Annotated in this window: 26 protein-coding genes; 1 reads left to right on the top strand and 25 read right to left on the bottom strand. The window is 43.5% G+C overall.

Features of this window, described 5'->3' with window-relative positions:
• Positions 1 to 413 precede the first annotated feature (413 nt).
• The 21 genes from ACJJIM_RS06895 to ACJJIM_RS06795 all read right to left on the bottom strand — a co-directional run bounded on the left by ACJJIM_RS06895 (position 414) and on the right by ACJJIM_RS06795 (position 18,156).
• Positions 414 to 2,885, bottom strand: coding sequence for an ABC transporter permease (locus tag ACJJIM_RS06895; protein ID WP_444912776.1), 2,472 nt, complete (start codon positions 2,883 to 2,885; stop codon positions 414 to 416).
• Complete coding sequence (locus ACJJIM_RS06890) at positions 2,879 to 3,574, bottom strand: ABC transporter ATP-binding protein (RefSeq protein ID WP_444912775.1); 696 nt, start codon at positions 3,572 to 3,574, stop codon at positions 2,879 to 2,881. Before ACJJIM_RS06890 ends, ACJJIM_RS06895 begins: the two co-directional genes overlap by 7 nt.
• A 507-nt stretch (positions 3,575 to 4,081) precedes the next feature.
• A complete protein-coding gene (locus ACJJIM_RS06885; protein WP_444913385.1) occupies positions 4,082 to 4,330 on the bottom strand; it encodes a transposase in 249 nt (82 codons plus the stop codon).
• A 123-nt stretch (positions 4,331 to 4,453) separates the two neighbouring features.
• Positions 4,454 to 4,867 carry a DUF4279 domain-containing protein gene (locus ACJJIM_RS06880; RefSeq protein WP_413665383.1) on the bottom strand — a complete coding sequence of 138 codons (414 nt, stop codon included), beginning with the start codon at positions 4,865 to 4,867 and terminating at the stop codon, positions 4,454 to 4,456.
• 99 nt (positions 4,868 to 4,966) lie between these two features.
• On the bottom strand, positions 4,967 to 5,215 hold the full coding sequence (locus ACJJIM_RS06875; RefSeq protein WP_413665382.1) for a hypothetical protein: 249 nt from the start codon (positions 5,213 to 5,215) through the stop codon (positions 4,967 to 4,969).
• 84 nt (positions 5,216 to 5,299) lie between these two features.
• Positions 5,300 to 5,674 carry a hypothetical protein gene (locus tag ACJJIM_RS06870; RefSeq protein ID WP_444912774.1) on the bottom strand — a complete coding sequence of 125 codons (375 nt, stop codon included), beginning with the start codon at positions 5,672 to 5,674 and terminating at the stop codon, positions 5,300 to 5,302.
• Between the two features lie 405 nt (positions 5,675 to 6,079).
• Complete coding sequence (locus ACJJIM_RS06865) at positions 6,080 to 6,958, bottom strand: IS3 family transposase (RefSeq protein WP_444912773.1); 879 nt, start codon at positions 6,956 to 6,958, stop codon at positions 6,080 to 6,082.
• Positions 6,919 to 7,272 carry a transposase gene (locus ACJJIM_RS06860; RefSeq protein WP_444912772.1) on the bottom strand — a complete coding sequence of 118 codons (354 nt, stop codon included), beginning with the start codon at positions 7,270 to 7,272 and terminating at the stop codon, positions 6,919 to 6,921. Before ACJJIM_RS06860 ends, ACJJIM_RS06865 begins: the two co-directional genes overlap by 40 nt.
• A 634-nt stretch (positions 7,273 to 7,906) precedes the next feature.
• A complete protein-coding gene (locus ACJJIM_RS06855; protein ID WP_413665365.1) occupies positions 7,907 to 8,290 on the bottom strand; it encodes an SMI1/KNR4 family protein in 384 nt (127 codons plus the stop codon).
• A gap of 109 nt (positions 8,291 to 8,399) precedes the next feature.
• Positions 8,400 to 8,786, bottom strand: a complete 387-nt coding sequence (locus tag ACJJIM_RS06850) for a hypothetical protein (protein WP_413665364.1) — start codon at positions 8,784 to 8,786, stop codon at positions 8,400 to 8,402.
• A gap of 95 nt (positions 8,787 to 8,881) precedes the next feature.
• Positions 8,882 to 9,202: a hypothetical protein gene (locus ACJJIM_RS06845; RefSeq protein WP_444912771.1), complete on the bottom strand. Its 321-nt coding sequence runs from the start codon at positions 9,200 to 9,202 to the stop codon at positions 8,882 to 8,884.
• Between the two features lie 87 nt (positions 9,203 to 9,289).
• Positions 9,290 to 9,811, bottom strand: a complete 522-nt coding sequence (locus ACJJIM_RS06840; RefSeq protein WP_413665362.1) for a hypothetical protein — start codon at positions 9,809 to 9,811, stop codon at positions 9,290 to 9,292.
• A 437-nt stretch (positions 9,812 to 10,248) separates the two neighbouring features.
• The gene (locus tag ACJJIM_RS06835; protein WP_444912479.1) at positions 10,249 to 11,598 is read right to left on the bottom strand and encodes an IS4 family transposase; all 1,350 of its coding nucleotides are present in this window, start codon (positions 11,596 to 11,598) and stop codon (positions 10,249 to 10,251) included.
• 189 nt (positions 11,599 to 11,787) lie between these two features.
• Positions 11,788 to 12,144, bottom strand: coding sequence for a hypothetical protein (locus ACJJIM_RS06830; protein ID WP_413665355.1), 357 nt, complete (start codon positions 12,142 to 12,144; stop codon positions 11,788 to 11,790).
• Between the two features lie 117 nt (positions 12,145 to 12,261).
• The gene (locus tag ACJJIM_RS06825) at positions 12,262 to 12,711 is read right to left on the bottom strand and encodes a hypothetical protein (protein ID WP_413665354.1); all 450 of its coding nucleotides are present in this window, start codon (positions 12,709 to 12,711) and stop codon (positions 12,262 to 12,264) included.
• A gap of 505 nt (positions 12,712 to 13,216) precedes the next feature.
• On the bottom strand, positions 13,217 to 13,546 hold the full coding sequence (locus ACJJIM_RS06820; RefSeq protein ID WP_413665353.1) for a hypothetical protein: 330 nt from the start codon (positions 13,544 to 13,546) through the stop codon (positions 13,217 to 13,219).
• A gap of 70 nt (positions 13,547 to 13,616) precedes the next feature.
• The gene (locus ACJJIM_RS06815) at positions 13,617 to 14,213 is read right to left on the bottom strand and encodes a hypothetical protein (RefSeq protein WP_413665352.1); all 597 of its coding nucleotides are present in this window, start codon (positions 14,211 to 14,213) and stop codon (positions 13,617 to 13,619) included.
• Between the two features lie 91 nt (positions 14,214 to 14,304).
• Positions 14,305 to 14,586 carry a hypothetical protein gene (locus tag ACJJIM_RS06810; RefSeq protein WP_413665351.1) on the bottom strand — a complete coding sequence of 94 codons (282 nt, stop codon included), beginning with the start codon at positions 14,584 to 14,586 and terminating at the stop codon, positions 14,305 to 14,307.
• A gap of 514 nt (positions 14,587 to 15,100) precedes the next feature.
• Positions 15,101 to 15,442, bottom strand: coding sequence for a hypothetical protein (locus ACJJIM_RS06805; protein WP_413665350.1), 342 nt, complete (start codon positions 15,440 to 15,442; stop codon positions 15,101 to 15,103).
• Between the two features lie 517 nt (positions 15,443 to 15,959).
• Positions 15,960 to 16,622, bottom strand: coding sequence for a hypothetical protein (locus ACJJIM_RS06800; protein ID WP_413665349.1), 663 nt, complete (start codon positions 16,620 to 16,622; stop codon positions 15,960 to 15,962).
• Positions 16,623 to 17,574: 952 nt separating this feature from the next.
• Positions 17,575 to 18,156, bottom strand: coding sequence for an HAD family hydrolase (locus ACJJIM_RS06795; protein WP_413665348.1), 582 nt, complete (start codon positions 18,154 to 18,156; stop codon positions 17,575 to 17,577).
• Positions 18,157 to 18,336: 180 nt separating this feature from the next.
• On the opposite strand from ACJJIM_RS06795, the gene ACJJIM_RS06790 reads away from it, so the two are divergent.
• Positions 18,337 to 19,719, top strand: a complete 1,383-nt coding sequence (locus ACJJIM_RS06790; protein WP_444912770.1) for an amidase family protein — start codon at positions 18,337 to 18,339, stop codon at positions 19,717 to 19,719.
• 6 nt (positions 19,720 to 19,725) lie between these two features.
• Here ACJJIM_RS06790 and ACJJIM_RS06785 read toward each other — a convergent pair whose 3' ends face one another.
• The 4 genes from ACJJIM_RS06785 to ACJJIM_RS06770 all read right to left on the bottom strand — a co-directional run bounded on the left by ACJJIM_RS06785 (position 19,726) and on the right by ACJJIM_RS06770 (position 23,685).
• On the bottom strand, positions 19,726 to 20,613 hold the full coding sequence (locus ACJJIM_RS06785; RefSeq protein ID WP_444912769.1) for an SMP-30/gluconolactonase/LRE family protein: 888 nt from the start codon (positions 20,611 to 20,613) through the stop codon (positions 19,726 to 19,728).
• A 146-nt stretch (positions 20,614 to 20,759) separates the two neighbouring features.
• On the bottom strand, positions 20,760 to 21,584 hold the full coding sequence (locus ACJJIM_RS06780; protein ID WP_282933242.1) for a transporter substrate-binding domain-containing protein: 825 nt from the start codon (positions 21,582 to 21,584) through the stop codon (positions 20,760 to 20,762).
• Positions 21,585 to 21,887: 303 nt separating this feature from the next.
• Positions 21,888 to 22,958: a methyltransferase gene (locus tag ACJJIM_RS06775; RefSeq protein WP_444912768.1), complete on the bottom strand. Its 1,071-nt coding sequence runs from the start codon at positions 22,956 to 22,958 to the stop codon at positions 21,888 to 21,890.
• A 133-nt stretch (positions 22,959 to 23,091) separates the two neighbouring features.
• A complete protein-coding gene (locus ACJJIM_RS06770) occupies positions 23,092 to 23,685 on the bottom strand; it encodes a TetR/AcrR family transcriptional regulator (protein ID WP_282933244.1) in 594 nt (197 codons plus the stop codon).

Genomic DNA, 23,685 nt, shown 5'->3' with positions numbered 1-23,685 from the left:
CCACTATGTCTGCTTACAATTTCATCTCAATTTTATGACGATGTATAAACGACTAGTCGACGCTGACAAGCCTAAAAAGATCGCCCTAATTACTTGCATGAGAAAGGAGCTTACAACCCTAAATACCTTGGTAAAAATAACACCAACTGGAATGAAGGTATGGCTTAAAGGCTTGACGAGCAATCGTAATCACTTGTTATGAATTGCTACTTCCTGCTGGCCTGGATAATAAGCCACTCTATATCTCCGCCACTATTGTTTATTAGACCATACTGCCCACCCGGATGACTGAGGATCATGTCTCCTTCTCAGATAGTTAGCGAAATTTTCCAACAGGTCTTTGGGCTCAAACTATTCGATGACGTTATTTGCCTAATTCTTTGGAACTTCCAACAACAAAATTAAAATTTTATTCACCCTATACTCCTTAACAAGGTCCCAACGGAAAACTTTAAACTACTGCGATTGGCTATCATACCAGCGCTGCACACCACCAATGCACTGACGAGTAAAGTAACGATGATCCATAACCAATCAGGCTTGTAATCGATGCCAAATTGAGACTGATAGATCAACTGGGCCGTAAGGTAAGTACCTAAAATGGCCCCCACGCTAGCAATTAAAGAAGTCAACAACCACTCAAACAGGCTTAGCCTACAGCACGTAAGGCGTGATTGACCAAAGCTGATCAGTAAAGCGTTCTTTTTACGCTCATCAGCTTCATAGCCTTTGACCGATGCACTGATCACCAGCACTGCCAGCAAAATAATCATCAAACTAAATCCAGATACCAGCATAATGACTATCGATAAAGTATCATCAAAGCGTTGCGTCAATTCGCGCACCGAGATTAACCGCAATGATGGATGACGCTGCCAAAGCTCTGCCAATTGTCCCCAAGCAGTGCCCGCAAGCTCTAGACTCCCCATATAAAGAGGCGGCATTTGAAGCTGGTTCATGGTGCTTTGTGGCACATTAAACCAAAAGGTGATGGAACCTTTGCCTGGTACATATTTATGACTGGCTTTAATTTCAAAGTTCAAAGATTGCCCCGCAACTTCAAACCGCAATTGGTCGCCGAGCTTCAACCCCATATCGGTCATAACTTCTTGCTCCACCGATACTTGTTGCCAGTCAGCGTCCCCTTCTTTCCAGCGTTGGCCAATCACGGTTTGGTTGTTGTTTGCTTGCTTAATACTGAAATGCAAGCGTATAGGCTTTTGTAAGCTAGCCAAACTTTCGCTGGGGCCGGTGGCGAATTCTACCAAGGTCTGGCCATTGACATGGCTTAATTGCCCGTACCAAAATGGCTTTAATTGGCGAATGTCACTGCCAGTTTGCGCACTCCATTGGCGAATGTCTTGCACCTGTTGTTCATTGGCTTGGGTGATCATCAGGTTACCATCGTGCTCGCGGGTATAGCTTTCCATGGTTTGGCCAATGTCTTTCATCAAACTTAAGGTGAATAGCAACAAAGTGGCACACATTCCAACACCCAGAATTTGAATGGATTTGCTGAGCAAGCGCTGTTTCATCATATAAAAACCAAAAGCCATCATGCCCGTTGCACGGCTCGTCACGGTATAGCCCAACCTCAATACCAACCAAGTCAATACCATCATCAATATCAAGGTGGCCGCCATAGCGGATAGAGTCATGGCCGTGAGCAGACCGTTGTCGGAGTAAACGAAGACCACCACCGCCACACCGAATAACGCAAATCCATAGCGAGGCAATAAGTGATTCAGACTCGCCATTTGGCGAATCAATTGCGCCGGGGTTACTTTGACCATCGCTAGCCAATTGGGGATTTGGAAAATCGCCAATAGAGCCAACAACAGCGCGTAACTGCTGAATAAATCCGCCCATATCCAGGTGACTGTTAGGTCCGTAAACTGTATCTGCATTTGCTCCAAAATTAGGTATCCCGCCCCCCATGCCAAGATGGTTGCCGGAAGTAGACCTGCTATGACTGTTAATAGCCATTGACCAAATGATAAAGCGAACACCTGGAGTTTATTGCTTCCCATGGCCAGACATACCGCCGCAAAGCGCTGTTGGGATATCAACTGACGTCGACCAGCTTGGTCGATAGCAATAGCTGCCATCAAAAACAACAGTACCGATGCTAAACCCACAAAATTCTCAACACGTTGCCAAAATAAAGACAGCGGATGGCCACTGCGTTTGTCGTAAAGCTGTGCGGTCACTAGCTCAGTAGTGGCCCACTGCTTGAGGGTGTTCAGCTCGCTTTCATCCGCCGTAAGCAAATAGCGAAAGCGGGCATTGTCAGCTTGTATCATTGAAAGATCATCCAGGTGCACCAATGCACGCATCGCCACGGAATGGCCTTCGAGCAGGCGGTCGGGTTCATGTCGTACCAAACCTGTGAGCTTCAATTGTCCATGTCCGATGTCTAAGGATTGACCAAGGGTGAGCTGCAGCGAAGAAAACAATCGGCTATCGACCCAGATTTCACCAGATTTAGGCCCATGGCTTAGGGATTGCCCCTGTCCATCCGTCTCAAATGCCACTTGCACTGTGCCTTGTACTGGATAAAGATCATCCACTGCTTTTAATTGAACCGTTTGCCAATAGTGATCATTAGTCAAAGTTACATTCACCAGCTGGCTTACGCTCAACTGCTGCGCATACTGGTGCAACTTGCTTAGTTGTGCATCGGTTAGCGCTTGATTCTGAGAAATCACCAAATCGCTACCGAGCATTTGCTGTAAATTATTGGCTAAATAAGTTTGAATGGAACTACTGGTTAAGCTGAGCGTTAAAATGAAAAACATCAAAGTTGCTTGGGTCCAGCGAATTAAGCACACATCCGCTTGGTTATATTGCTGGCGGAACAATTGCCACACAAATAAAATCAGCATAATGGGCCCGCCATAGCCGCAGCTTTGTTGCGCGTCTTGACCGCTAATTTACCTTGGCTCAATTGCAGTAAAGTATCCGCCTGCTCTGCTAATTCCATCGAGTGCGTGACCAGCACCAGCCCCACCCGGCTTTGCCGACAACAATCAAACATCAATTGCGCGATATGTTGCGCAGTTTTCTCATCTAGGTTGCCCGTAGGTTCATCGGCAAAAATAAATTCTGGCTTCATGACAAAAGCACGGGCAATGGCCACCCGTTGTTGCTCACCGCCACTGAGTTGCTGTGGTTTATGGTACATTCGATCAGATAACCCCACCTTGTCGAGCCATAATTCAGCTGTGGATAATGCATGTTTGTCACCTTTTAGTTTTAAAGGCAGGGCGACGTTGTTTAAAGCATCAAGTTCGGGCAACAAGTGAAACTGCTGAAAAATAAAACCTGAACTTTGACGCAGGTTCTTTAATAGTTTCTGCTCTCCATTATTCTGAAATTGCACCTCGCCAGAAACCGGACTTTCAAGACCTGCCATTAACAGCAATAAACTTGATTTACCTACTCCAGAGGGTCCAACAACTGCGTAAGAATGGCCGCTGAACAGCTCAACATTCAAATTCCTAAACAGGCTAATCCGCTGTTTGCCGACGGTAAAATGATGATCAATTTGCTTTAAGTTAATGCTGCTCGACATGGATAGCTTCCTGAAATAACTGGTTGAGCAGAACTTTAAAGACGTAAAGGTGAAATTAATGTGAAATCAGTGAAAACAAGTTTCTAAGTTGTCAGATCACAAATAAGGAGGCTATATGTTGCTCAATAACCTCCAGCGAAACAACAAAAGCATGTAGTCCATAAGAAGTCCCTCATAAAGTTTGACGTTACCTTATAATCACCTTATGCGGCCATTCTTTCATATATTTATCTGGACTCCTGAATCCAAGTTAACTGCGCCTTCTCTTCAAGTTATAGTACCTATCAAGGCACTAAGATAAGTTATCCCTAAGCTCCTTAACCAACTCAAAGTAAAATCCTTTGATACTCTAAGTTTTCAGTTTCTGGAAAAATGATTCTACATGCACATTATCATTCATAAATCCTGGTCGATTCATGCTCGGTCCAATACCTAGTTCTGATCCGAACCTTTGGATGATTCGATATCTTGCTGATGTGCCACCGAAAGAAACCGTTGCCACTTTTTCTACAAATCAAGTTCCTGCTTTAATTTACGAATTCCCGCCTCTAAACTCTTTACCCTAGAAATTTCCTTTTCTGTTTTAGAGACTACACCAGTAGGCTTTCTTCGTTTATCCGCCACAACCTTCCTCTCCTGAAACTCTTTTCTCCACCGTGACAATATGAAATGGTGAATATTGGAAGTTTTGGCCACTTCCTTAACTTGAATACCCTCTATCAAACTAAGCATTACCGCTTTCACTTTTACTTCGATTGAATACTGTCAAGTCTTTCTAGGTTTGTTATTATTCGGCATAAGACACCTCGCCTGTTTAACTTTGGTGTCCGTTAAAACGGGGCAAGATCAAAGAGCAACCATAGTCACTTGTTTTAACTTCTATTCATCGGAACTGACTAAAGAGTAAATATCGAAATTCAATGCCAAACCCAAAGTAACGACTCTTTGCAAAAGTTCTTTTTCAAGTATCACTGCCATGTTTGGATAGTAATACGTAGACACATATGTGATACCAATACGAGCCTCACCTGGCAACTGTATAAGCCTTTCTTTTCGTGACTCTAGTAGCTCCAACAACTCTTTGAAATGTACATTTGTATAGTAATCATCGGAAGATTCTAAAGTACGATAGGACCAAAAGTTATCTTTGCGTTTTCGTACATTATTTGGACCCCACAGCTCTCCCTCGCACCAAAAATGCGTTGGTTCGATATCCAATATTTTGGAAATTGACTCGAGAGAACACTTAAAATCTCTAGCATAAAAATATGCGTATGTTTGATGATCATTCATAAGATTTGAGAATTACAACGTCTGCAGTATGGGCGAGGAGCAAAGCGACGTGTCCAGTCCACACGGCGTACATAGCTGAACTGGTTAGGCTTGAATCCCTTAAAAACCATCTACTGCGACATTCTTTAAATAGCTAATGAATTGATCGTCTTCTAGATTGAATAGGTCAAAGCCCACCCTAGCGAAACCATCTTTTTCTATCTCTCTTATTTCACCAACGCCACCATTTATGCGGGAAAAGTCTCGCTGTAGATTATAAATTAATTGATTAAATCTCATATCTGGATCTCTCATCCAGATTTCATCTAAGAGTTCTAATACTTCATGTATCCGTTGAGGATCTCTCATTATCTTACCCAATTATTAACTCTAACGCCCGTAACACCAGGCAGTTTGGAGCGTAGCGGAAAACGGGGCGCGTGCTTGCGTTTGCTAGTGTTGAGGTTGAACATCTGCATATAACTCATTGGCATGGACGTAAAAGTTGCAATTTTTCAAGGAGTCGAAATCTTGACTAGACTCATTTGCACCAATAGCTACCAAAACACTTGAGTCTTGCCAGACCACTTCAAGACTATTCGGATAACCAGATATCCCAAGAAACTCTACACCAGTAGGATTGATAATTCTATACTCCTGAACACCAACCAACCTCATTGAACATCTTACGGAAACTCCCTCAGGATACGCTTCTATGAAGATGTAGTCTTCATCTAAACGAATATCGACCCTCTCAACATTACCCCCCTCTAACCGGAAAATGCTATCAAGAAAGTCTTCTGTATTTTCCTCAACTATTCTTTTCATGACCATTAAACACTAACACCGCAAGCAAAGGCGCGCATTAGTGTGTCCAGTGCGCTGGGCGATTTTTCTTCCATTGTTATGCCTTTAGTCATCATGTGGTTTCAACATAAATAGGAGCTCTGTGAACGAATTGGCCACCGGGAATATTGCTGCATCAATTTCAAGCTCATGAAACCAGAATACAACCTTTGGGTGTTTTCACTCTCTGAGTAATCGAAGCAAAGATAGTCACCGCCCCCACCCACAACAATGGGAAGATAATGCTTTGAAACACCATGAACTCTTCTCAATACTGAAAGTGACTCAATAACATTCTCTTTACTTTCTAATGGATCGAGTGTGAGCAAGGCTCCTAAACCAATAGAAGCCTCCCCCCCTTAAAGTAGACGCCACCTTATATTCATCTTATGCGGCCATTCTTTCATATTCATCTGGGCTTTTGAACCCAAGTGAACCATGTCTTCTTTTAAAGTTATAGTACCCATCAAGATACCAAGCTAAGTTGGTTCTTAGCTCCTCAACGGACTCAAAATTAAATCCTTTAAAACTCTCAGTTTTCAGTGTTTGAAAAAATGATTCTACATACACATTGTCATTCATAAACCCTGGACGATTCATACTCGGCTCCATACCCAGTTCTTTGAGTCGACTTTGGTATGCATAAGCACTGTACTCAGAACCTCCGTCACTGTGAAATATTAGATCTGATTCTATATTTCTGCGACGAACAGCTTTATTTAGCGCTGACAGTGTCAGCTCAACAGTTCGAGTATCCGACAACTCCCAACCCAACACTTTCCGGGAGTAAAGATCAATAATCACAGCTAAATATTGCCATTGTCCATTGATCTTCAGATAGGTTATATCACCAGCCCATTGAGAGTCTGGTTTACTCGGCATACCATGCTCTCTTTGTAGGTTTTCAACCTTAATACAAGGATTTCTAGGCAAAGGGCGTCGACGATAGATCCTTCCAGCTTTCCCCACGATTCCAGCCTCTCTCATAAGGCGTTCAACGCGTTTGTGATTTATTCGTTCACCGTTAGCTTTCAGCTCTACGCTAATCCTTGGACTTCCATAATTACCATCATGCTGCGTATAGATAGCTTCGATACACCCTAGAATTCGCCTATTCTCTATGTCACGAGTGCTTTCATCGCGATTGAGCCACTTATAAAACCCTTGGGGTGAAACATTCAAGTATCTGCATAAGTACCTGGCACCAAAGTCTGATCGATTAAGAGCTATGAACGAGAATCTTTCGGCTTTGGATCTTTCAGGCACATTTCCCACTTTTTTAGGAAATCATTCTCCTTTTGCAATTTCTCGACCTGCTTTTTTAGACGTCTTATCTCTTTATCATCGGCTTGAGACCGATTTTTCGTTGTTTTTGTCATACTTATTCTACGACTGGGCTTCTCGACCAGCTTGCCTTCTCTACTTTCCTGTCGCCATCTATATACCATTACTGGATGCAAACCAATAATGTTGGCGATAGTAGTCGTATCTACTTTCAGTTGATTAGTGAGAGCTACCACTCTAACTTTGAATTCTGTTGAATATTCAACGACTCGCTCTTCACTCAGTATTTTCGGCATTTTTTCCTACCCCATTCAAAAGGTAGGCGTCTACCCAATGGGGGAAGGTTTCTCCCCCCTAAAGTAGACCCTACCTTAAGTTGGGAGGCTTCGCCGTAGGCGACGTTGACCTTATTGTTATACTTTTCTCTGCCCCACTTCAAGCTCATTCTCGTGGCAGTAAAACACAACCGTATTTGAATTATTATGTAACACCATAGTGTCATCTCTAGCAGGCAAAAATATATCCTGCCGCAACTCTAAAAAGATCCGGCTTTACAAAACAAGGTCTTCACTCTCGCTAAATACTACTTGCACAGCTCCTTCATCGCTCAACTTTTCCTTTAACCAGTTTTTTGCAACAGACTCACTTTCAATCTCAAGCCTAGAAATTGATGACACTGCCCCACCATTTAGACCACAGTAATCAGTAGCGCTGTATTTAGTAGCAAAGTCGTAAGTATTCTACGAATGCTCAGAATCCAGCCATCGAGTGTTTAAATTCAGCTTTTCCATTTCACGTTTTCGGTAGTTCATAATGATGCATAATGCCACCATAAAAGGATGCCGAAGCAACGTGCAGGCATTCCGGTAGAGGTCGTTTTTGGCCGGAACGTATTTAATGGCTTTGTTATATGCTTTCGGGCAAAATTTTCTACTCTTCAAGACAGTCATTGATATATTCTTCAATGTTTGAAGCTAGCTCCATATTTGAAATTTCTTTGTGATTAAAATCTTCTTCATGGTCTGCAATATATATAGAAGTATCTTGTTGACGCAAATTGATAAAATAATAATTTCCGAAGCCGTCGAAGCCTATTGCGAAAAAATAATTTGGCCAATAATCTTGATAACAGAAACCATCTTCACGAAGCTTCCGATTAGTTTTTACAAGCCAGTCTAGGTCTTTTACAAGCTGCCCCTCAATACGATCCGGATCATCAGATGGTAGAAATGGATAATTTATAAGAGCATCGGTATAGAAAGATGGTAACTCAATGTCAAAGGCATTATTAATTGTATTAATTATATTTTTCATATGTTTGTGTATTACTCACGTATAACGTCCTTGGTGTGCGGCGGGCCGCGCGTAGCGTGACCCGCCCAGAGGAAGCCACGCAGTCGCTGGAACGAACATCACCCAGTTGTTACATACTGAGCAGCTCGCAGGATATCTCCTTTAGCTCAGAAAACTTAATAGGAAAAGTATAAAGACTACCCATGCTTAATAACTTTTTTTTGAGTTGGTCGTTCATGGCTTTAGACGGTACACGTACTTGTTTATACGGCCCAACTGGTATGCTCCAATCGTAGACATATAACCCCAGTGCAACATAATCTGACCAAACTTCAGGGCTCCCCCAATTGGGCGATTCGAGCTGTTCTGAAATATTATCATGCTCAGAGTAAGCATTCATTACTGGGCTTGGAATTGTTCCTTCGCCAGCGGTAGAGAATAAACCGATACATCCTTCACTATCTATAGCGAACCAGTCGAACTCTCTGCCTTCTAATTCTTCTTCATAGACACTCATAATTTATGGCATGTAACGCCCAGCACACGGGCTAAAAAATTGCGAAGCAGTTTGGCACAACGAAGCTGTGCTCAACGTGCTGCTGCAGGTTAGATTTACTTTGCTGGCTCATATTTATTTTTATATTCAACAAACTTAGCTAGCTCCTTTGCTGATAACTCCGATTCGGGAATCCAATATATAACATGACTCATTTTATCGGTAAATAAGCTACTAGAATGAACTGCTGACTCATATTGTATGTAAACACGGCCTCTAGAGTTGCCAATATAGGAAGCCCAATAGGCAGAATTATTACCAGATGCTGCACTCAGTAGCATTTCAATGTCTTCTTTGTCTGCGCGCTTTAGTGAGTCAGCGCGTGCCGTGCTGGCAATAAAAAAGAGACTGAATATTGTTGCTATGACTATGCGCATAATCTCTCCAAGTGAATCTATCACCGCCAGCAGAGGCCGAAAAACCAAAGCGAAGCGGCGATTTTTTGGTCCTTCCGGCTGGATTTGTTAGCCATTTGGTTTGGACTCAATTAAAAACTCAGTAGAAGGACCTATTTCTAAGTGATGGGTTAGGGAAAATACCTCTACTCGCATGTTAATAATCTTCTGGTTTTTAGGAGCGCCATCAACCCATGACATTTTAAAGACGCCTTCCTTCCCAGTCTCTTCCAGAGGCTTAAAAGGATACTGATGACCAATTAATACATTTTCCCCATCGATTACCTGCACAACTTTAAAGTAAATGCCTAGCTCTGAAAATTTGAAAGGTGATGTCTCTGGTATAACTACGGTGATGGTGACCGAGCCGGCATCAATACAGCTTACACCGTCGCTTCCCAAGCCTCGGGCTACTTTTATGCTTGTAACCTCAAGCTTTGGAGGCCTCACTACATACCCAGTAGCTTGGTCGGTATGCCACTTATACTCATCTTCATTCGGCTTGAAAAGCTGATTTTGTATTGGCGAACAGCCAAAAGCACTTTGGGATAGTAGCGCGAATATTCCAATTAATATGTGAAAATATTTCATAGCTTCCTTGTATGGCTAACGGCTACAACAGAGGCGGCTGGAGCGTAGTGTAGGCCGTCCCGCGAAGGACCAAAGGCACGTAGCAGCCTGCTTGTACTTGCTAAATGTTAACTTAAATACAATCATCAAAGATATAGCAAGCCCCCCAAATAATTGAATACCAGGCTACAAACCCTGCTACGCAAAAATAGACCACTGTAAACTCCCAGTTACGACGGTAAAGCTGATAGCAATAGGAGCCTAACACAACCCCCAGCACACAAACTATAAGGCTAGTAACACCTGACTTTACACCGAAAATATAATGCATGGGCAATGTTACCAATGCCGGCACGAAGGGCAAAAGCAGAAACATTCCTATCAGCACTCTTTTGGGTATAGTCATCTTGGCGATCGCTCTCTTTGGCACTTAACGCCGTGCCTGTGTTTTATACACATTACTTAAATCCATTTAACACCTCTGCTGCTTCAATATAATGGAGTAACTTAGCATATCCTTGCCAAACAGTTTTAACCCCTGGCTCGCCATCCCCTTTACGTCCTAGAAATCCTCCTAGACCTGCCAGCATACGCGTTATATCTCTTATGCTCGGAGGTATATTTGGCGGGGAGCTTTTATCTCGCATCATCCATACCATGCGCCATTCTTTTTCAGAGTAAGCACTCGTACATGGTTCATCAGGAAGACTTCTTGCTTGTGTAGTTATCGAATGTAGTCGCCATCCAATAATCATATAGATCGCAATACAGTTCAACATTCGCTGCTCTGTTCTAAAACGATTACTTTCTATCTGGCATCCGCCTTTTACCACCCGAAAATAGGTTTCAATTTCCCACCGGCTTCGATACCACTCAATGATAACTCTCGCCTGCTTATAGTCTTCAACTGGAAGATCAGTTAACAGCATCCACTCAATGCCTTTTTCACCCTCTGGTGGGTTTATTTCTTTAGCCAATACAGCATAGAGAGAAAGTGGTCGTTTAGATTTTCCTTTTCCAAATAGCCGTATCTCAGTAGTGGATACGCTGACTTTGGCTTTTCTTCCAGGTTCCCCATTCCGTTTGGGAATGTCTACCGTGTATAGACCAATAGATTTCTGCTCGTTCATATGATCCCAAAGCAAAACCGTTTCTTCTCCATCGAGCTCTAAAGTGCGATTGGCCTTAGCTCGAACGATATAGCTCGCCCGCCGCTGTTCACTTTGCTCTTCAGCCAGCTGAAACCACTCATGAATATCACCCTCTCTATCAGCAATACTCACAATTGTGCTTTCAGGGCAGTGCTCTTGTATCTGACAAGCCGTTTCGTAATGGTCTAGCCAGCGTCGACTCTCCTTATCCTTTATCGACTTGGTATAGCGGGAATTAGAACTGGACCCCTTATCTCTCTGCCACATACTACCTTCAACAACACCCAAATTAACCCTGGATGGTGTTATCGCGATGGAGGTGTGCAAGAGTTGTTGGTTGGTCTCTTTACGCCTAAGTGTTCCCATCTCTTTACTTTCTAGGTCAGTGGCAAAATTTAGAAAGGTAGTATCTTGTGGGATAAGAACAACAGGCTGCGCTTTGATTCTCTCAAGAGTTGCAGATTTATGGCCGCTCATAATAGAATCAAAATTGACTTTATCATTTTCGATAAAGCGATAAGCTGCAAACGTTTCTGCCCAAGTTTTGTTTGCACAGGGAATGCTATTCTTTGGATCTGAACTTAAACTACTAAGAATATTGGACAAGCGCTTATTCAAGCGTGTATCACCCATAACCTGATTTTTTACTTCCTCCATGACCCAGTCCTGCATAATTATCCAATCAAATCTGTAATTCATGCCAGGTCAAACTGTAACTTATTGATTTACATAATAAAACCGGAAAAACTTGTGTATAAAACTTAGCGCCTTGCTAAGGGGCAGACGAAACGCAGTGTAGGCTGCCCCGCGGAGGGCCGAAGGCCCGGAGTGAACTTAAGCAACTTGTTAAGCTTGATGCTCATTTAAAACCAACCACTCTACCCACTGTAATCCTGAAATACCAATGTGATTACCCACACTTTTGCTAAGAACAGCATTTGACTCGCTACTTATGTTGCCTAGTATGCTCCAACCACTACCTAATCTTTGGCCAAACTCGATAACCTCAACCACAACGTCTGACCAAGAACATTTATCATTGTGAAGCAATTCTAAGGTAGCCATGTAACCACCTTTAGAATGCTTTTTTATTGTAGATTCAGCTGGTGGACGACCGAATGCCTTTATACATCGATTCACTATTTTTCTAGCTGAATCTTCTGACGAAGAATCTAAATGTAACTTCCAAATTGATCTAGGCATGATTCCTCGTGGAGCTTAACGCCGCCATCACCCGTCGGAGGTAGCTGGCGCTTTTTGTGCGACTTTTTGAACAAGAAGTGACAGGTTCCGAAGGTCGGCTGCATGGCCTACTTAAATTTACGGCAACCATGAGCTGCTATTTATGTCGCATTTACGGGCTTTACTTTCTGTATCTTCAAACCCACGAAATGCAGCAATATTCTCTTCTGAGTTAGCTAACATGGTATATAACTGAGGCATGAAATAAATGCCATTTCCGGATTTACAAAACGAAAATATGAAAGGATTTTTATTTAGTTTTGGCTTATTACCAAGCATACCATTGTAAACATATTGGATCTCACTGGGTAATTCACCATTGTATGATTCGATGACTTTAGCTCTTACGAGGTATTGCTTTAAACCTACCTCTGGAAATCTACCATTATCGTATTCATCAAACTCGATGTTTTTCACTAGAGCAGAATATTCATAAGAATCATAGTTATTGTGTGCCCACATACTAACGTCGGCAAAGCTAAACTGAGCCATAAGCGCGACACTTGCTATTATCATTCTATAAATCATTAACGATCTTCCTTAAGTAAATTTAACGCCCACAGCACACGCGGCCGAAGCGCAGCGTAGGCTGTCCCGCGGAGCCCCGAAGGGCCATAGCAGTGTGTCTGTGATTGTTAAGAGTTATTGGCTCCATGCTCCTTATCCCAACAAAAGCAAACAAATAAGTAGTAGCTACCAAATAGGGCGTATATCCACATAATTGTAGGCCCCATGTGATCCATAGCACTATCGCCATATCTGGAATACAACAAAAATACTAGAAGTGCAGCAAAGAACGAAGTATTTAGAATAACCGTGCTAATAAAGCGCGAAACACCAAACCTGCTCCCCTGCCTCGGGCAAAGAAATGTAAATGGGAGCCACGCAAATTTCTGAGCATGAAATACGTTCATTATTTTAACAAACTCACCCATAAATCGATCCTTCGATTATGATTCTTAACGTTGCCAATAGGGGCGGCCGAAGCAGCGCGTAGGCCGTCCAGCCCAGCTATCAGCTGGGCTGGACCTAGTTATGTGTTTTCAATATCTGCCCAGGACTGGCTGTTTACTAACTTGACCTCTACACTAATCTCTTCAAATTCTGGAGAATAATCTTCAATATGAATAAAATCAGTGGGAATTTTATTACCTGACTCATCTTGAAGCATCAACTCCAGATCATCTCTCTTTTGATAATACTCATCATATTGCTCGCTGGCGAATAACTTAAAAACACTTTTTACTTTTTGATAGCCAGGACCTTGTATAAAACGTCCATGAACCATGCCCACACCTAAATCAGCATGCTCCAGCCTCGATTGACCTATGTAAAAATCTTTTGAAAGTATGTAGTAATTCATGTGGTCACATAACGCCTAAAGCACGGGCGGCAAAACCATAGCGAAGCGGCGGTTTTGGCGTCCCGTGCCTTTACTTGTTAAGCCTTGCCCGGTACTGGCTAAGTTTCTTGTTAAATTGTTTGAGGAACTCACTACATTTAAACTCTTTATCAAGGGAAAGAACCCTCTGAACTTCTGAGCTGATTTCGTCACACTGTTCGATTGTGGCACCGTCATTGCCATAAAGTATGCCGCTTGGCCATTCGTGCTCAGCATATTCAAGCCATGACACGATCGATTGAAGCAGCAATAACCTAGCCTCATCATTTTCTGGGTCAATTTCATGGCACTTATTGTAAAGGTCTAATTCAGTTACCCAATCAAGTGCCTCATGAGCAGTTTTTGATTGATATATATTTTGTGAGAGCTTGCCTAGCCAGAGTGTGCTCGCTAAATCTCCTTTTGCATAGCCGTCACTAAGGATTGGAAACACCAGCTCATGGAATATTTCGTGCCGTATTCTTGAGTGCCTGTTTGTCTCTAACTTTGGCAAATACTCCCACACCCACTCTTCAATCTCTTTGCTGCTTTGAAATGAAGAAATAAAAGCACGAACTGATTTTGAAGCTTGCTTCTTCAATCCCTTTTCTTCGAATTCTCTGAACTCTTTATAGTGTTCAATATTCATAGAGGCTTAACGACTACAACAGGGGCGGCCGGAGTATAGCGTAGGCCGTCCCGCGAAGGGCCAAAGGCCCGTAGCAGCCTGCTTGTAATGGTTAAATGCTGCTGCCATAAAGCTCTATTTTAACTTTTTTGGAGGTATACCACACAATGTATATTTTTGTACCGACGCACAGGCCATTTATGAGTTCACTCGTGTGCACCACAAAGTCTGCTGTGCACTCAAATTTTTCATCCTCTTCATCGAACGGGTAACTCTCTTTAGTCCAGATACTCATAACAGTATCTAGAGTTTGCTCTCGCATAACCTCAACAATCTTACACTCTTCTGGAGTGATCGGATTCATAGGTATTGGATTAACATATGGATTTCTCATGGTATTTAACGCCCACAGCACGGGCGGCCGAAGCGCAGCGTAGGCTGTCCCGCGAAGGCCCGAAGGGCCAAAGCAGCGTGCCTGTGATTGTTAAGAGTTATTGGCATCATGTTCCTGATTCCAACAAAAGCACACAAATAAGTAGTAGCTACCAAATAGAGCGTATATCCACATAATTGTAAACCCCACGTGATCTATAGCACTACTACCAAATTTGGAATACAACAAAAATACCAAAAGTGAAGCAAAGAACGAGGTGTTCAGAATGACAGTGCCAATAAAGCGCGCAACACCAAATCTACTCCCTTGCCTTGGGCGGAGAAATGTAAATGGAAGCCATGCAAATTTCTTAGCGTGAAATACATTCATTATTTTAATAAACTCACTCATAACTCGATCTTTCGATTATGACTCTTAACGCCGCCAACAGCGGCAGTTTTGGAGCGGCGAAGCAGCGGAAAAACTGTCCAGCGCACGGAGTGCGCGATGCTGCTTGGCTTTGTTAGAGCCTGCTCTATTTTTGATAAAACCCACTACAAACATGACAACCAAATATGCCGCCAAAATGTAAATTGTGCTGTTTACAAAAACTCTCTTCACCATCCAGATAGTACATCTCCTGGGCCAAAGTGAGTTCTTTAGCCCATTTACAGGACTCTATAAAAGAAACGGCATCACCGTACCCAAGTGATTTCGCCAATATAGTAAAGCTACTCTCGCGAACTGCTTCGTTTACCGCTTTCCTAACCTCAAGTGGTTTTTCATAAAATTCTGACTCATCAAGGTAAGCAACAGCGTCTTTTTTGTGGGATACATCTATTTTCCCATAGACATCGAATCTTATCGGATCTTCCATGTGTTGTAGTTCTAACGCCTAATGCACCGAGCGCACGTCTGTGCGTCCGGTGCCTTTACTTGTTATAGGGATCACGCTACACAGGTTGTTTATACAACTTGCTTCTGACTTACATAAAGGCAACATAGCGTCATTTTCCGCACCGCAGTTTCCAATTAATGCACACGGATAAAAGTGCTTGCCCTGCCATATTTCTTGGTAGCGTGGATAATTTTTCTTTGAGATAGAATAGTTACACTCATACGGGTCATAGCTCGTATACACAAGCCTGCAATCGTGTTTCGTATTACACTGCTGCTCGTGCGCAGGAAATTCTTCGACCACACTAATCTCACCTTGCAGTAGCGAAGACGACGAGACTAGATACACAAGCGGCACAAGCAGGCTAACAGCGCCTAATATGACAATGTTCTTCGACACCTTTAAGCCCTATAACGCCTTTGTAATGGGCCGGAGCAAGCGTAGCTTGCGGAGGTCCAGCCGAAGGCGACATTCACAAACTTGTTAAGTGATTTTTTCATTCTATATAAAAGCTAAACCAATTTTTGTATTTGGCACTTAATAAATCTCGTATACCGAAATATAAGTCCAAATCTGTTAGAGTTATTGGTAAATTACTTAGTTTAGGTACAATTTCTTTATTTAAGTATCGGTTATCAAAGAACTTTTTTAGAACTTTGATAGTTTCATCTTTATTGAATATTTCGGTAATTATAAGATCATTTTTACGATCTTTACCAAGATTAGCAAGGCTTATTCCCTGGTGGTAGGCCCATATATGTTCTTCTGGACCTATGTAAGATCCAAAACTAATAATCTCCATAGTATCTTTTTTAACGAGATGTCCCGAGCAGCCGATCCATCCAATTGGAAAATAGAAAGCATTTTCATTTTCCAAAACGTTTTGTTTGGAATACCCATTGTCGGTGGGATCAAAATCTAAATCTTCTAGAATTGCTTTTTCAGCCTCATCGAGCAAAGAGTTACTCCTATAATCAACGGGTTGATAATTCAATTCACTGACTAATGACACAATGAATTCTCGCTCCTTGCGGAATTCATTCTGCTTCTCTTGGCATTCAAGATGATATCCTTCATTTCCACATGAACAAATTCCTGGGCCAAAAAGCCCGTCATCTCTATCGACATCATCTGTATACCACTTTTCAAATTCTGACATGATGTATTTTCACTTAACGCCTTGCGAATGGGCGAGCGGCGCGTAGCAGAGCGAGTCCAGCCCCGGTTGTTTTTCCGGGGCGAACATTGCGCATCTTGTTATGCCTTTGCACACACAGCGACCTGGTTAATTTCAATGAGCTGGCCCTCATTGGTTTGAAAAAACAGCTTGTTACTTTTATAAACAGCCACAAGGCTAGAGCTAAAGACATCGTTACTAACAACGTTCTCAGGAATTGGCCAGCCTGAAAAATATTGAATGCCACTCTGGCTTTTTATAGTAACGCACTCTTGATACCAATTTACCTTATCTTCAGAGCCCGACTCAATTACCCATCTGAATTCCGTTTCGAATGGTGATACGACTACAATTTCGTGGGCAGACTCGTTTTTGACGATGCTATTAAAGGTTGCGGGACACCCTGAGAGTAAGATTGATATAAGTACTACGTAAAATATTCGATTCATAATTTATAGGGCATAACATTTATATAGTAATCATTCTGACCACTATTATATTGACTACTATCTCATAATCAATCTGCCGCCACCACCACAGTTTCCTATTGAAAATCAGCTAGTTACACTAAAATGGTACGTTTAAACAAACTACAAAAACGATCACCATGACTACTATCTCAACTTCACCCTACTCACGTAACCCCATAATTTTTAAGTGCTTTCCACAAGCTTTCAGCCGAACCCAGAAATAACACTCATCATGATCATATTTCACTAAGCTGGCACTTACTAACTGGCGTAAATTATAGCCTAACCAACATTCGAATGAGCTTAGCCGTGAACTCTGAGCATGCTTCTAAAAATTAATATTTAGAAAGAGGGAGCAACTTGAAGGCAGGCATATCTGGATGGCTTAAGTAGTTTTTAAAGGCTAAGAAACTACCTCTACACAGTAGTCTGCTAGACCTCCAACCAATCTTACTGCCAAAACCCTATTTTTGAATATTAATACGCTCTATCACTTCCAACACCGAATCAAAGCCCTTGGTATGAAACGCATTCATACCCACCTTATTCGCCACCTCTACGTTTCTAGGGATATCATCCATGTAGACAACACTACTGGCTTCAACTTCCAGTTGCTCAAGCGCGTGCTTGAAAAATGCTTCATCGGGCTTTGCCATACCTATTAGGTGGGAAGCGAATATTCTGCCCAAATAGTTATGTGCGTTAAATTCATGAGTGATGCGTGGCCAGTGAAGTTCATTGGTATTTGTCAATGCAGCCACTTTGTAGTTTTTCTCTAGAGAACTGAGTAATTCAATTGCTCCTGGATAGAATCCTGCGGGCCAGTTTGTGAAATGATCGATAATAGCCTCTATCGATTCCTCTATTTCCAATTGAGACTTTAAAGCGTTTGCAAACTCTTCAGTGGTGATTTCTCCTCTCTCAAACTGCCTTACCGGACCGGAGATAATGACATCTGTCACAGGCGCTTTACCGGTTGGTAATGGACGGCCTTTTAGCTCTATTAGTACGCCGCCGAGATCAAACAGTAATACATCAATTTTCAAAACCCATAACCCTCATATTTTCAACGGCCAGAAACGCGCTGCTCACTCTTCACCATCAGATACACCTCGGTGAGACCAAGGCTAGTGCTATCAAATTAGCCAATATCATTCTTATCGTCCTACTTTCTTCCTCTCTATGATCTAAGATCCCAAGTACAATCAGAAGCTAGTAAGCAAACTATGACGACTTCCCTTCATGAGCTTGTGGAGATGGTGCTCGCAAGAAAGATTAGCGCAGTATCACTGATTGAAGAAGCTTGTGACAATGCAGTTGCTCATTCCGAACTCAATGCTTTTATCTGCCTCGATCGGCATGGCGCCCTTCAAAAAGCAAAATGCATTGACAGGGAATTGGCCTCCGGTAGCCACCGTAGGCCCCTTGCCGGTATCCCCATCGTTGTTAAAGACAACATCAATGTAAAGGGTTTGCATACCACTGCTGGGACCCTTGGCATGAACTTTCTGCCGAAGTCCTCTGCCCCAGTGGTTGAGCGGCTAGAGGGATGTGGGGCCATAGTGGTTGGGAAGACCAATCTACATGAGCTCGCCTTTGGCGTAACCTCCAATAACGCTGCATTTGGTGCCGTAAGGAATCCGTGGGACATCGCTTGCTTCCCCGGCGGTTCATCGGGGGGCACCGCTGTTGCCGTAGCCGCAGGGATTGTGCCCGCTGGCCTCGGCAGCGATACCGCCGGCTCCGTCAGATTACCGGCGGCGTTAACTGGTGTTGTTGGCTTTCGCCCTTCAACTGGCACCCTTAGCAGCCAAGGAGTCGTACCCTCTGTGCCAGCATTTGACACAATCGGCCCTATGGCTGTTAGTGTCGAAGATACCATCTATCTGTTTGAAGTGATGACAAGGGGCTCCGTACCCCAATGCAAGCCAATCAATCAGTTGCGCTTGGGGCTTGCCCACCCTCTATTTGACAACCTCTCACCTGGAGTAAACCAGTCTTTCAGGGCTCTAATCAGTACCCTTATTGATGCTGGAGTAGACCTGGTAGAAGTAGACCTTTCGCCAATAGTCAGCGCCGCTCTCGAAATTGGATTTCCCGTCGGGTTTCATCAGATGCGGACAGCCATGGGGCATTTCCTGGCAAATTATCAACCACAAACTCAACTAGAAGGTTTGGTAGCAATGATCAAAAGTGAGGATGTGAAAGAGGTCTATCAGGAATCAGTGCTCGGCCCTAAGGCACCGCCAGACTCAGCCTATCAAGCGGCCTTAAAGAAATTGCCTGCTGTGCGCGACAGCTATTCGAAGATCATCCAGCAGCATCAACTGGACGCGATCGTATTTCCAACTGCACCTATCGAAGCGCAACCCCTGGAAACATCCTCATATCAACTGGAGCTAAATGGACAGACACTCCCCACCCTGGACACACTGATATACAACAATGTCTCCGCACCAATTACCGGTGCCCCAAGCATCAGCATCCCCATCGGGCCTGGTACCAATGGATTACCGGTGGGCTTGGAGATAGATGGGTTACCTGGAGCGGATTTGGCACTACTTGCCGTAGCTAGACAGATCGAACAGGTAATAACACTCCAAAAGTAAGAGGAACTATCCCCCCTCTTCCCCTCGGGGAATTGTCTTCCATATAGCGGTATTACTTGATGAGTAAATTGCTTTACCGTCAGTTGCTACGCTATACACACCGCCGGGAACAGGGTAAAGATTAACCAGGGAGCCGTTCTCTCGATAGTGTCGCAGTCCGTCACCTGCCGCCACCCACAGATCATTTTTGGGGCCAGTAACAATAAAACCATCAGGAATCCCTACTGGTACCGATAACACCCATTGCTTCTCTTCCAATTTTTCCGGGGATGGCAAAACGCTTACATAAATGTCTTTTGTTTTTTTGGGGTTGTAAGGGTTCTTTCCATCGATAGCTGCAGTATCACCAATATAAATTTGGTTGCCTGCTGGAGAGATTGCCAACCCATGAGGCATCATGTACTCCGCTGACAAGCGAATTAACTTTTTTGTTGAAGGATCAAAAGCGTAGACTGCTGGCGTTAACATTGGCTCAGGCTTGAAGCCTTGGTTGTAGCCATAATCTGGATCGGTGAAGTAGATCCAGCCAGAGGGTGACTGTACAACTTTATTGGGTGAATTAAATGGCTTGCCTTTATAGGCATCTACAAGCACTTCTCGTTGACCGTCTGAAAGGCTTATGCGACTGATAGCGCCCGGGGTTGCTCCTTTCCCCTGCTCTGCAACCAATAAATGTTCACCGTCATTGCTAAGCCACATGCTATTTGCCATATTGCTTCGGTGCTTCCAGGTTACAACTTCGCCAGTAATAAAGTCGTAGTAACGGATCGCTATCTGTGGATTCTCAATCTCTAAATCTGGAACACTGGTGAAGTAGAGACGTTTCTGGGAGGGTATATAAACAAGCCCCTCATGTGCATCCGTTTCCACCAAGATCGAATGGGTAGCCTGCATCGGGGAATTCCCCAGTAAATAATTGCTGTAAGTAATAGCCAAGAAAAGGACTGAGCTGAAAAGCAAAGAAAAGAAGACACTGGGGGATTTAGTAGTCATATCGCCCCTAATTAGACTTTATCTGTACGGATACTTCGACGACTACTCTACTGTGAACCGCTGAAGGTATCATCAGGATCATTCTCTGACCCCACACTGGAAACGGCCTTATCCAGCATTCTATTGATCTCCCCACTCTCCTTTAAGCTTTCTAGAGCAGCATTTAGTCGCTCGAGCAGTTCCTTATTCCCTTTCTTAACACCGATACCAAAGGGTTTTGGCGGGAAGTCTCCACTAATATTCACCAGACGATATAAAGTCGGATAGGCTGATGCCTTACGCAAAAGTACCAGGTTAATAATGTCATTGGAGGCAGCATCAGCATTTCCGCTTTGAACAGCCTCTAAAGTTGCTGAGCTTGTGGGCGCTACAACCAATCTGGCCCCCTCCAATGACGGCAGGACAGCACGCATTCTTTTCAGGGAAAGTGAGCCTTTAGTAACAGCAATTATCTTACCTTCCAGATCGATAAAGCTCTCGATATCGCTATCTTTATGGACTAGTAAACCCTCCCCCGTAACGTAATAAGGAATCGAAAAGTCCACTTTTTCTTCGCGCTCTGGAGTGATGGTAAACTGGGATACCACCATATCCACTCTTCCGTCTTCAAGTGCCTTTATACGATCCTCATCCAGCACACGGGTTAGCCTTATATAGCCAGGGCCGCCAAATAACTTCTCCCCAATTGCCCTGACCAGGTCAGGCTCAAAGCCTTCTATAGCGCCAGAAGAGGGTTCTCTATACGCCAACCCTGGAATGTCATAAGTAACCCCAGCAACAAGCTCTCGGTCCTCAAGATCAGCCCAAACATACCCCACATAAATAACCGATAAAACTAGCAAGCTGCCTATTAGGCGGGACACTAGATACATAGCTAAGATCCAGTAATTTCAAATATATTGGCTCAGAGCCCCCTAAGTAATTCTGTAATATCCACTGAGACACCAAAGGCCGAAACCTTAGTCGACTAGCAGAAAGAGGCTATAGGTAAATATAGGCGTATATAAAACCAATACAGGTGATACTGCACTTTAAGCTACTACGGATATTGGATTGCTGGCGTATCTATAGTTGATAAGCGGACTATTCGTGCCACCAATACAATAAGCGCACTATTCTTTCATTTTCACGATTAGTAACATTGGGCTTGTTGACACCCACTTACTGCTTAGCACCTAACCCTTTCTCTTTTTCAACACCATCAGTTTTGCAAAGGTACGCACGGAGACTGTCTCCACCAAGTGGAAAGGACTATCACTAAAGAGTTGGTTCCATTCACTCAACGTTCGCTCCCGCCCACGAGTTCCCATCAACATCTGCATGTCCATGGCAGCCAAATTAAGGTCTGCGCCCTTCTCAGGTAATACTGCGTCAACAATGGTGAGCGTAGCATTTTGCCCCTGCATGGCAGAGTAAATATTATTAAGGAGTCGCTTTGCCTTACTGTCATTCAGCAAGTGAAAAACGGCCGTACACAAGTAGATATCCTTATCACTATTAGCTACCGGCAGCCTATCGTTAATAATATCTGCTGGGAAGAAGTCCAATCGCTCTTCAACTGAATCACTCAATGAGTTTTTCCAGTACTCTCTTGCCGTCCCCTCAACATTATTCCTGTCGACCACCATCGCCATCATGTGTTTATATGAAGAGAGGACACTCGCACTCTTGCTGCCTTTTGCCCCGCCCAAGTCAATAATCCTATCAAACCTGCTCCAATCAAAATCTTGTAAATACTGTAGCCCGGTAAGATTATCAACGGTATCCATAGCGTCCGAAAACAGCGTGCTCACAGATTGATGATCATTCATATAATCAAACATTTCCTGATCATAAACACCTTCAAAAGGCACACTCCCATCTTTAATATGGTCTTCAAACCCATTAAACCAAGGCTTGCTGAACTCAGGGGAGTTATGCATAAGCACCATGCTTCTTACGCTGTTACTGGCATCACTGCGCAACACTTCAGAGTTTCGATTGTGTGAAAAGTGCCTTGCTTTTACCTCCTTAAAAATCCCCATTGCACACAACATCCTCATCAATCGATATAGATGCTCTTTATCTGCATTACAATCATTTGCCAGTTTTTCTACTGGAACAACTTCACCGTTAATATGATCAGCTATATTGAGTCGGACAGCCGTATACAGACATCTAGACTGCCAAAATAGCGATCCAATTTGCATTACTCGAAATGGCGGCGGCATCAGAGCATTAGGAATATTACAAATACTATTAATCATATTAGAAGCGCGTTGAAAGACCCAATTTACGGCCCTATTTCTTTGCATTGACTGGGGCATAAGAACTCCTCAGAAATAACATCTGATTAAAAATAGATATAAGGGTCCGCCTCAACTTGCTGAGGCCATATCGCTATAAGCTTTGCAAACCTGACTTCAGAAGTCGGCCATTAAACTCTGCAAGCTGTTTTAAAAAATCGGGGTCCATAACGTGCCCCATTTGCTCTTCCAGGACGGGTTTGGCCAACATCGGCAACATAGCCAAACTGACAAATGAAATCCTGAGTAAATCATACTTGGGGTCTTCAGGTTCAGCTTCTTCACCCTTAATTTCAGCTAACCGCCGAGAACCCCTTTGACGCCCCCGCTCCAGGAGCTGACGGATCACATTTTTCCCCGGCCCTTGATTAAGGGCCATGACTTTCAGGATCAGAGCCGGAAATTTGGGATTCTCTTGCATGGTGGAGTAGTAAAGGGCAAAGAAATCTCCAAAATCCCAATCGCCATCAAGGCTGAGTTGCTCTACGGCCTCGATCAATGGCAGAAGGGTTTGGCGGATCATATCTTCATAGAGGCCATCCTTGCTACCGAAGTAATATCGAATCATCGATACCGCCACTCCAGCCTTAGCAGCAATCTGGCGAGTTGTGACCCGTTGGTACTCATCGTTCAAAAAGCACTCTCGCGCCGCATCGATTAGCCGATTGGCAACATCCGACTCCTGCAT

The organism is Microbulbifer maximicatervae (SeqCode), from assembly GCF_052467615.1.
This window is presented reverse-complemented; position numbering and strand designations above follow the sequence as displayed.

What these genes read in the sequence shown, in the direction of transcription:
- ACJJIM_RS06890 (WP_444912775.1), bottom strand. Translation starts at nt 3,574, where the DNA reads ATGTCGAGCAGCATTAACTTAAAGCAAATTGATCATCATTTTACCGTC.
- ACJJIM_RS06820 (WP_413665353.1), bottom strand. Translation starts at nt 13,546, where the DNA reads ATGAATTACTACATACTTTCAAAAGATTTTTACATAGGTCAATCGAGG.
- ACJJIM_RS06805 (WP_413665350.1), bottom strand. Translation starts at nt 15,442, where the DNA reads ATGGAAGATCCGATAAGATTCGATGTCTATGGGAAAATAGATGTATCC.
- ACJJIM_RS06895 (WP_444912776.1), bottom strand. Translation starts at nt 2,885, where the DNA reads ATGCTGATTTTATTTGTGTGGCAATTGTTCCGCCAGCAATATAACCAA.
- ACJJIM_RS06840 (WP_413665362.1), bottom strand. Translation starts at nt 9,811, where the DNA reads ATGAAATATTTTCACATATTAATTGGAATATTCGCGCTACTATCCCAA.
- ACJJIM_RS06870 (WP_444912774.1), bottom strand. Translation starts at nt 5,674, where the DNA reads ATGAAAAGAATAGTTGAGGAAAATACAGAAGACTTTCTTGATAGCATT.
- ACJJIM_RS06780 (WP_282933242.1), bottom strand. Translation starts at nt 21,584, where the DNA reads ATGTATCTAGTGTCCCGCCTAATAGGCAGCTTGCTAGTTTTATCGGTT.
- ACJJIM_RS06775 (WP_444912768.1), bottom strand. Translation starts at nt 22,958, where the DNA reads ATGATTAATAGTATTTGTAATATTCCTAATGCTCTGATGCCGCCGCCA.
- ACJJIM_RS06770 (WP_282933244.1), bottom strand. Translation starts at nt 23,685, where the DNA reads ATGCAGGAGTCGGATGTTGCCAATCGGCTAATCGATGCGGCGCGAGAG.
- ACJJIM_RS06855 (WP_413665365.1), bottom strand. Translation starts at nt 8,290, where the DNA reads ATGAAAAATATAATTAATACAATTAATAATGCCTTTGACATTGAGTTA.
- ACJJIM_RS06800 (WP_413665349.1), bottom strand. Translation starts at nt 16,622, where the DNA reads ATGTCAGAATTTGAAAAGTGGTATACAGATGATGTCGATAGAGATGAC.
- ACJJIM_RS06825 (WP_413665354.1), bottom strand. Translation starts at nt 12,711, where the DNA reads ATGATTTATAGAATGATAATAGCAAGTGTCGCGCTTATGGCTCAGTTT.
- ACJJIM_RS06835 (WP_444912479.1), bottom strand. Translation starts at nt 11,598, where the DNA reads ATGGAGGAAGTAAAAAATCAGGTTATGGGTGATACACGCTTGAATAAG.
- ACJJIM_RS06810 (WP_413665351.1), bottom strand. Translation starts at nt 14,586, where the DNA reads ATGAGAAATCCATATGTTAATCCAATACCTATGAATCCGATCACTCCA.
- ACJJIM_RS06880 (WP_413665383.1), bottom strand. Translation starts at nt 4,867, where the DNA reads ATGAATGATCATCAAACATACGCATATTTTTATGCTAGAGATTTTAAG.
- ACJJIM_RS06815 (WP_413665352.1), bottom strand. Translation starts at nt 14,213, where the DNA reads ATGAATATTGAACACTATAAAGAGTTCAGAGAATTCGAAGAAAAGGGA.
- ACJJIM_RS06830 (WP_413665355.1), bottom strand. Translation starts at nt 12,144, where the DNA reads ATGCCTAGATCAATTTGGAAGTTACATTTAGATTCTTCGTCAGAAGAT.
- ACJJIM_RS06790 (WP_444912770.1), top strand. Translation starts at nt 18,337, where the DNA reads ATGACGACTTCCCTTCATGAGCTTGTGGAGATGGTGCTCGCAAGAAAG.
- ACJJIM_RS06785 (WP_444912769.1), bottom strand. Translation starts at nt 20,613, where the DNA reads ATGCAGGCTACCCATTCGATCTTGGTGGAAACGGATGCACATGAGGGG.
- ACJJIM_RS06875 (WP_413665382.1), bottom strand. Translation starts at nt 5,215, where the DNA reads ATGAGAGATCCTCAACGGATACATGAAGTATTAGAACTCTTAGATGAA.
- ACJJIM_RS06845 (WP_444912771.1), bottom strand. Translation starts at nt 9,202, where the DNA reads ATGCGCATAGTCATAGCAACAATATTCAGTCTCTTTTTTATTGCCAGC.
- ACJJIM_RS06850 (WP_413665364.1), bottom strand. Translation starts at nt 8,786, where the DNA reads ATGAGTGTCTATGAAGAAGAATTAGAAGGCAGAGAGTTCGACTGGTTC.
- ACJJIM_RS06860 (WP_444912772.1), bottom strand. Translation starts at nt 7,272, where the DNA reads ATGCCGAAAATACTGAGTGAAGAGCGAGTCGTTGAATATTCAACAGAA.